The organism is bacterium (assembly GCA_026416715.1).
Classification (GTDB): Bacteria; UBP4; UBA4092; order JAOAEQ01; family JAOAEQ01; genus JAOAEQ01.
The window spans coordinates 19,737-27,391 of the sequence record JAOAEQ010000034.1 but is presented as its reverse complement, the minus strand read 5'-3'; the positions used below and the strand labels follow the sequence as shown (position 1 = coordinate 27,391).

Here is a 7,655-nt window from a genome sequence, read left to right as displayed (position 1 = left end):
TGCCACAATGTGCTGCAAGGATTTTCTCTGTAATCGTCATTCCCATATTGTTAAAGTAAGATTACACAGATTAGAAAAAAGATTACATAGATTCTTGTGAGCATATTGTAATCTATGTAATCAGTTTTAACAATCGGTGTAATCCATCTATTTTATAATTCGCGTTGGATTTTTTTCTTTTTCCCTTGTTTCTTGGTTAGATACAATACTTTGTTGATGGCATTAAGATACGCTTTTGCGGAAGCGATTATAATATCTTCGCTCGACCCGCGACCGCTGATGGTCATTCCTTTTGCGCGCAACGTTACAGATACTTCTCCGAGTGCATCCGTTCCGCCGGTAATTGATTTTATTCCGTACTTGAGTAATTCTGGTTTCAGCTTCGTAATTTTATCGATAGCGATATAAGCGGCATCCACCGGTCCGTCTCCTTTAGCTTCAACCGTAATCGGTTTGCCAGATTTAAGCAGACGAACTTTTGCGGTCGGCGTTATTTCCGTTCCACTGGTAACATGTAAATAGTCGAATACATAGGTTTCCGGAAATACTGCCATTTCATCTTCTACAATCGCTATTAAATCTTCATCAAAAATAGTTTTCTTTTTGTCCGCTAACACCTTGAATCGTTCGAATGCTTTTTGGATTTGCTCTTCCGATAAATCCGCATATCCTAATTCAGCTAACCGTGCTTTGAACGCATGCCGACCGGAATGTTTTCCCATAACCATCGATGTACCCTTCCAGCCAACTGATTCCGGTGTCATAATCTCATAGGTTAACCGCTCTTTCAATACGCCATCTTGATGAATCCCAGCTTCATGAGCAAACGCATTACTGCCGACAATCGCTTTGTTCGGTTGTACCGGAATTCCGGTTAAGGTACTAACCAATCGGCTAGTTCGATAAATCTCTTCGGTTTTAATGCCGGTTGTAACCTTGAAGAAATCCTGCCTGGTTTTTAAGTTCATAACGATTTCTTCTAATGACGCATTCCCAGCCCGTTCGCCAATTCCGTTAATCGTGCATTCAACCTGTCGTGCACCATTGAGAATCGCCGCTAACGAATTCGCTACCGCTAACCCTAAATCGTTATGACAATGAACGCTCAGGATCGCATTTTTAATATTCGGTACATTTTCCATGATGTATTTAATGAGTTGGCCGAATTCGAAGGGATTACTATATCCAACCGTATCCGGAATATTAACGGTAGTCGCACCAGCATCAATCACTGCTTCAACAACATCACACATATAATCTTTATCAGTTCTAGCCGCATCTTCGCAGGAAAACTCGACATCCTCAGTATATCCTTTTGCGCGTTTAACCGCTTTTACCGCAATATCAATGACCTCTTCTTTACTCTTGCGCAATTTCTTTTCAATATGGATATCGCTGGTGGCAATAAAGGTATGGATACGAGGTTTTTTTGCCGGTTTCACTGCTTCCCAACAGCGGTCAATATCCGCAGGATGTGCGCGCGCTAATCCCGCAATCGTTGGACCTTGAACTGATTTCGCAATTAAATGTACTGCTTCAAAATCTCCCGGACTAGATATTGGAAATCCTGCTTCAATGACATCGACACCCAATTTCGCTAACTGCCGGGCGATTTGCAGTTTTTCTTTCGTATTCAAACTTGCGCCCGGCGATTGTTCGCCATCACGTAACGTGGTATCGAAAATAATAATTCGGGTTGAATTATCGTGGTTCATATCATTATCCTCATTTCTGAGTAAGATTTATACGGATTCATTCCGTATCTGATGTTATTTGTTTGTACTCAAATAGAAATTGAAATAGAAAAAGGGTTGTCATCACTAGGTCGGTCTAACCGACCTAGAAGGAGTAGTAGCCCAACTAACCTTGATAACATGAATCCACTGATTAAAACTATTACTAAAATATCCATATTGGCTACTCCTTTCATAACTATTTTGAATAATTTGTTTATATTCGCAGTATTCGTTATAACAAAATATAATATAATAAAAAATCCCTGACTGAATTCATTGATTCAGTCAGGGACGAAGTTTGCAGTTATATACCCACAATACCCCGTGGTACCACCCTGCTTCCCCTGTTTTCAAAAGAATCCTACCTTTTGTTCACAGGGCTCAATTTATGCAAGATAACGGTTGCAACCGGCATGAACTACTCACTGAAAAACTGAAAAACGGAAAACTTAACAGTTATATACAAGTAGATTGTTCGTTGTACCGTTCTTTCGTTTTTAAGTTTTCACCCATGCAGCTCCAAGGCGAGTTCGTTCGGTTCTGGTATCGGGCTTCCACCACAACACCCGACTCTCTCTACGCAGAGTGCCGAACTACTACTCCTCTTCATCGCTTTTAACTTTTATAATTAGTATACCACTGAATTGAACAAAAATCAAGTTAAATTCAATTTCCTGGTTTTCTATAATGACGCGTCACCTTCTGGGCGACCGCCAATGTTCGCTGAGCTAATTCCGATATTCGGTTATCTTCCATTCCGCGAACATAACTAATAATCCGGTCATTAAACCGCTGATACCATTTTTTCGGAATCTGGTTTGCACCAAGGATAATTCCGAGAATCGACCCGGCGGTGGCACCGGTGCAATCGGTATCATATCCTGCCATAACAGTATAAGCGAGCGTTTTCGTAAAGTCAAGCTTACCGTGAAGGAGCCCTAAAATGGTGAAACACGCGTTCTGGATTGTATCTGCCATATGTAGGTAACCATATCGGTCATCAATTTTCTGACGGGTTACCTCCCAATTATTCCCAGAATCTCGATACCATTGAACCGTTAATCGAATCGCTTCCGCTAACCTACAGTTAGCAGGAATTTCGGATAACCCAATTTCAATTAAGGTATCAATATCAGATTCAACAAATGCAGCGGAAATAGTCGCACTGAAAAACATTGCGCCATAAACACCATTTTTAATATGAGACACGGAAGCATCGCGATAAGCGAATTCCGCAGCAAGTTCCGGTAGTCCCGGGGTTGTATATCCCCAGATGTCCGACCGAATATCCGCACCAATCCATTCTGCAAACGGATTATCAACCCTGGCAGATTTCGGCGGCATAATGCCGCGACGTAAATTAGTTAAGGCAACTTCTTCCGCGGTGCAAGCGATAGGTAATCGGTCAAGCCATTCTTTACCAACATCTTTGTTGGTGAACTTGAAACCGTATTTTTCGATAATTACTAAATTTAGTATGGTATATGCTAAATCATCATCTGCACCAAGATATTCAATCTGGTCGCGAATAAACTTATTCATCGGAGTTGTTCCATAATGCAATTGCTGATATTGCTGAAACGGTATATTGATAAAAAAATCATCCAGCGGATAGGACTGACCAATAAACTCGCAGAATTTCGCAATTTGAGCTTTATCGAATCCTTCAACTGGGATTCCCAGCACGCAACCCGCCCCACGCCCGAGCCAGCCGCCAAAAATTTTGTTCAATAATTCTTCCTGGGATAAAGTCATTGGTAATATACGTGGACCTTTAGGTCGAGTTACCCGAATTTGATGCAACGACATCGGTTCGATATACGCGGTGGTAATCCCTTCTTTCAGCCGTTTCGTTCTTTTGATTAATTTATCGAAATCGCGCATAGCTTCTTGTTCAATATAGCTTAAATCCGCACCAAGTTCTTTTTTATATCGATACCAATTCTCAAACTGATGTAATCTATCTTTAATTTCATTTAATTTAAATAACTCAATTTTCATGGGTCACCCCTTTTCCCTGCTATTGAAAATCATCGGTAGATAGTATACTTGTCAATCCGAAATAATTCAAATTATAATAAAACACAAAATAATACTTGCAATGCGTATCGGATAACGACTATACTTATGCAGATGAATCAAAATTCTATCTTTATTTTTAAGGACTAATCTAAATGGAACTGAAAGAACAAATTATTGAATTAGCGCGCCAGGCGAAATCCGCTGCGCGAACAATCGCTACGGTATCGAGTAGCATTAAAAATCTCGTTCTATCGGAAATTGCTGACGCAATAGAAATTCAGCAAGAAAAAATTATCACTGAAAATGAAAAAGATATTGCAACCGGAAAAACGGCTGGGGTATCAAAATCGTTTCTCGACCGATTAACATTAACTCCTGCTCGGATAAAACTAATGGCAGATGGATTACGCGAAATTGTTAAACTTCCAGACCCGGTAGGAGAAATAACCCGAATGTGGCGCAGGCCGAACGGTTTACTTGTTGGGAAAATGCGAGTTCCGCTAGGCGTTATTGGAATAATCTATGAATCGCGACCGAATGTTACCGTCGATGCTGCCGGATTATGTTTGAAATCCGGTAATGCGGTGATCCTTCGAGGTGGCAGTGAATCTATTCATTCAAATAAAATATTAGTCGAAGTTATGCAAGACGTATGCAGGAAATATAATGTTCCGCCAGCTGTTATTTCGTTTGTTTCAACTCCTGACCGGCAGGCAATCAATGAACTCCTGAAACTGAACCAGTATCTTGATGTTATTATTCCGCGGGGAGGCGAATCGTTAATTCGCACCGTAGTTGAGCAAGCAACAATGCCGGTCATTAAACATTATAAAGGAGTTTGTGCGGTGTATGTTGACGCCGAAGCGGATTTAACTATAGCTGAAGAGGTAACTTTTAATGCGAAAGTTCAGCGTCCTGCGGTGTGTAACGCTATCGAGAATCTTTTAGTGCATAAAGATATTGCGACAGTGTTTCTACCACGGATGCTAGACCGATTGAGTGCGGCTGGCGTAGAAATTCGCGGATGCCCGGAAGTAGTCAAGTTATACCCAAAAGCAATTCTAGCCACGGCAGAAGATTGGTCAACCGAATATAACGATTTAATTCTATCAGTCAAAATTGTGGATGATATTGATAGTGCCATCGCATTCATTACCCAATACGGATCGATGCATTCTGATGCCATAATCACCCAGAATTATCGCCAAGCATGGAAGTTTATCCGAGAAGTAGATTCCTCAGCGGTATTTGTTAATGCTTCAACTCGGTTTAATGACGGCTACGAATTCGGGCTTGGCGCTGAAATTGGGATTAGCACCGATAAACTCCACGCACGAGGCCCGATGGGACTCGAAGAATTAACCTGTCAAAAATATATTGTTTTCGGGGAAGGACAAATCAGAACGTAAAAAGAAAACCCGAATCCAAATAATCAATTGATGTTTAGTTAATTACCGCATTTATTTGGATTTTAGATTTTCTATTGGGATTTCGCATGGCAATACGACTAGGTATATTCGGCGGTACATTTAATCCGATTCATATTGGTCATCTGATTATCGCGCAAGAAAGTCTCAGTCAGTTTGCGTTGGATAAAATTATTTTTATCCCGGCAGCGATACCACCGCATAAAAACCTGAAAGGAATCGCATCAGCAGAACATCGGTTGCAGATGACGAAATTAGCAATTTCTGGCAATCCGCAGTTTGTGGTTTCTGACCTAGAATTGAAACGACGTGATACATCATATACAATAGATACTATAAGATTATTGCAGAAAAAGTATGGAAACACGGCCGTATTGTATTTTATTATCGGAATGGATGCTTTAACGGAAATATATACCTGGAAGAAAGCGGAGGAATTATTAGAGTTATGCCGATTTATAGTCGCGCCCCGCACTGGGTTTACCTTTAGTTCACTTGATGCAACCATTCGCCGGAAAATAAAAATATTGCGGCTCGAGCCAATAAATATTTCTGCGAGTGAAATCCGAAAACGAATCAAGAATGGGAAGCCAATTCGGTATTTTTTACCAGAAAAAGTATATCAATACTTGCGGGATTCGTCGGTTTATGGTAAAAATGTAGGTTGAATCAACACACAAAACGCAAAATTACTTATTCAATTCGTTGATTTCGCTTATGGCATTAACCCACCGACAACGACTCGGCGAAATGTTAGTTGCTGAAGGAGTTATTACCGAGGAACAGTTACAACAGGCGTTAGCGCAGCAGAAGAAAATGGGGAAAAGGCTTGGTGATGTGCTAATTAGTCTTGGATTTGCTTCCGAAGAGACGATTGCTGCAGCACTCGGTCGTCAGCTTGGCATTCCGTATATCACGCTGTCTCATTATGAAATTGACCCGCAGATAATTAAAACTATTCCAGAAGATATTGTTCGTAGATATAAGATCATTCCGGTAGATAAAACCGGGAATCAGCTGACTGTAGCGTTAGCTGACCCAGCAAATATTTATATTCTCGATGAATTAAAAGTCTTAACTGGCAACGAAATTATTCCATTAATCAGTTACGAATCCGAAATCAACCGCGCAATTGAACAATATTATCGGAAACAAGATGTTATCCAGGAAACCCTGAAAGATATTGAAGAAATCAAAACCGATATTGAACTCGTTGCGGATGAAAAAGAGCTGGATTTAGCGCAAATTAAAGATATGGCTGAAGATGCGCCTGTAGTTAAATTAGTGAACGTGATTATTCAGGAAGCTATTAAAGAACGCGCAAGTGATATCCATATTGAACCGTATGAAGATTCGTTACGGGTTCGATATCGAATTGATGGTGTGCTTCACGAAGTTGCTCCACCACCCAAACGACTCCATGCGGCAATAACCTCGCGGATTAAGATTCTTGCGGAACTGGATATTGCGGAACGACGGTTACCACAGGATGGTCGGTTTAAGGTTCGGGTGGCTGATCGAGTGGTCGATATGCGAGTTTCGTGTATTCCGACAATATTTGGGGAAAAAATTGTTATGCGAATTCTTGACCGCGGAGGATTGGTATTAGATTTAACTCGACTGGGATTTGAACCTGACCACCTGCAGACATTCCAGGAAGTTATTCGGAAACCGTATGGGATGATTCTGGTTACCGGACCGACCGGAAGTGGAAAAACGACGACCCTATATTCCGCATTGAGTACCATCAATAGTCCGACACGAAATATTATGACCGCTGAAGATCCGGTTGAATATCAGCTTAAAGGGATAAATCAGGTGCAAGTGAAAGAAGATATTGGGTTAACTTTTGCTTCAGCATTACGTTCTTTTTTACGGCAAGACCCGGATATTATCCTGGTGGGAGAAATTCGAGATTATGAAACAGCAGAAATCGCTATTAAAGCAGCGTTAACCGGCCATTTAGTGTTAAGTACCTTACATACCAATGATGCGCCGAGTTCAATAACTCGATTAACCGATATGGGTGTTCAGCCATTTTTAGTTGCTGCCTCGCTGTTAATGGTAGTCGCACAACGGTTAGTGCGGCAGATATGTCCCCGCTGTAAGGAAGTATATACGCCGACCGCGGAAATCGTTCGGACGCTGGGAATAACTGACCGAGATCCGGAATCATTGCGGTTCTACCGCGGAACAGGCTGTGATTATTGTCATAAAAGCGGATATCGTGGTCGGCAAGCGTTATATGAAATTTTAACCATAAACGAAAAAATCCGCGAAGCAATTGTTGATAAAGCGAGTGCTTCTGTGATAAAAAGATTAGCGAAAGAAAAAGGAATGCGGACTCTTCGGGATAGCGGGATTTTAAAAGTACTCGACGGAACAACGACCGTAGAAGAAGTATTAAGTGTAACATTAGGTAACGAATTATAAATAATAACACTCGATTATTTTGGGTATGAGGAGGGAA

The 7,655-nt window shown here is 41.1% G+C and carries 5 protein-coding genes and 1 other annotated feature; of the genes, 3 read left to right on the top strand and 2 right to left on the bottom strand.

Annotated elements, in window-relative coordinates:
- Positions 1 to 152: 152 nt before the first annotated feature.
- Positions 153 to 1,715: a 2-isopropylmalate synthase gene (locus tag N3A72_11800; GenBank protein ID MCX7920261.1), complete on the bottom strand. Its 1,563-nt coding sequence runs from the start codon at positions 1,713 to 1,715 to the stop codon at positions 153 to 155.
- 305 nt (positions 1,716 to 2,020) lie between these two features.
- Positions 2,021 to 2,355 (bottom strand) — a binding site (T-box leader).
- A gap of 47 nt (positions 2,356 to 2,402) precedes the next feature.
- Positions 2,403 to 3,737 carry an ADP-ribosylglycohydrolase family protein gene (locus N3A72_11795; GenBank protein MCX7920260.1) on the bottom strand — a complete coding sequence of 445 codons (1,335 nt, stop codon included), beginning with the start codon at positions 3,735 to 3,737 and terminating at the stop codon, positions 2,403 to 2,405.
- Positions 3,738 to 3,910: 173 nt separating this feature from the next.
- Here N3A72_11795 and N3A72_11790 point away from each other — a divergent pair, with 173 nt between their 5' ends.
- The 3 genes from N3A72_11790 to pilB all read left to right on the top strand — a co-directional run bounded on the left by N3A72_11790 (position 3,911) and on the right by pilB (position 7,618).
- Entirely contained in the window at positions 3,911 to 5,167 is a 1,257-nt protein-coding gene (locus N3A72_11790) for a glutamate-5-semialdehyde dehydrogenase (GenBank protein MCX7920259.1), read from the top strand.
- Positions 5,168 to 5,253: 86 nt separating this feature from the next.
- Entirely contained in the window at positions 5,254 to 5,853 is a 600-nt protein-coding gene (gene nadD, locus N3A72_11785; protein ID MCX7920258.1) for a nicotinate-nucleotide adenylyltransferase, read from the top strand.
- 49 nt (positions 5,854 to 5,902) lie between these two features.
- Complete coding sequence (gene pilB, locus N3A72_11780) at positions 5,903 to 7,618, top strand: type IV-A pilus assembly ATPase PilB (GenBank protein MCX7920257.1); 1,716 nt, start codon at positions 5,903 to 5,905, stop codon at positions 7,616 to 7,618.
- Positions 7,619 to 7,655: the final 37 nt, after the last annotated feature.

What these genes read in the sequence shown, in the direction of transcription:
- N3A72_11795 (MCX7920260.1), bottom strand. Translation starts at nt 3,737, where the DNA reads ATGAAAATTGAGTTATTTAAATTAAATGAAATTAAAGATAGATTACAT.
- N3A72_11800 (MCX7920261.1), bottom strand. Translation starts at nt 1,715, where the DNA reads ATGAACCACGATAATTCAACCCGAATTATTATTTTCGATACCACGTTA.
- N3A72_11790 (MCX7920259.1), top strand. Translation starts at nt 3,911, where the DNA reads ATGGAACTGAAAGAACAAATTATTGAATTAGCGCGCCAGGCGAAATCC.
- pilB (MCX7920257.1), top strand. Translation starts at nt 5,903, where the DNA reads ATGGCATTAACCCACCGACAACGACTCGGCGAAATGTTAGTTGCTGAA.
- nadD (MCX7920258.1), top strand. Translation starts at nt 5,254, where the DNA reads ATGGCAATACGACTAGGTATATTCGGCGGTACATTTAATCCGATTCAT.